At 67.8% G+C, this 506-nt stretch carries 1 protein-coding gene; it reads left to right on the forward strand.

What is annotated here, in order from left to right; translation table 11 throughout:
- A partial coding sequence (locus C1638_RS22795; RefSeq protein ID WP_185140451.1) for a tripartite tricarboxylate transporter permease occupies positions 1-506 on the forward strand: 506 nt, incomplete at both ends.

Raw genomic sequence — 506 nt, forward strand, 5'->3', positions numbered from 1 at the left:
GCCGTGTACCTGGGCTGCGAGTACGGCGGGCGGATCAGCTCGATCCTGCTCAACGTCCCCGGCGAAGCCTCGACCGTGATGACCACCCTCGACGGCTACCCGATGGCACGCAAGGGCCTGGCCGGCGTGGCCCTGTCGCTGTCGGCCTGGAGTTCGTTCATCGGCGCTTTCATCGCCACCTGCGGGATGGTCCTGTTCGCCCCGCTGCTGGCCAAGTGGGCGATCGCCTTCGGTCCGGCGGAATATTTCGGGCTGATGGTGTTCGCCATCGTCTGCCGCGGCGGGATGGCCGGCGACCGCCCGCTGAAGACCCTGCTGGCGGCGCTGCTCGGGCTATTCCTGTCGAGCGTCGGGATCGACGCCAACAGCGGCGTGTACCGCTTCACCGGGGACAGCATCCACCTCGCCGACGGCATCCAGTTCGTGGTCCTGGTGCTGGGCCTGTTCTCGGTCAGCGAGATCCTCCTGCTGCTGGAGAAGACCCACCACGGCCAGGAGGCGGTGAA

Origin of the sequence: Chryseobacterium oncorhynchi (assembly GCF_002899895.1) — a bacterium.
GTDB lineage: Bacteria > Bacteroidota > Bacteroidia > Flavobacteriales > Weeksellaceae > Chryseobacterium > Chryseobacterium oncorhynchi.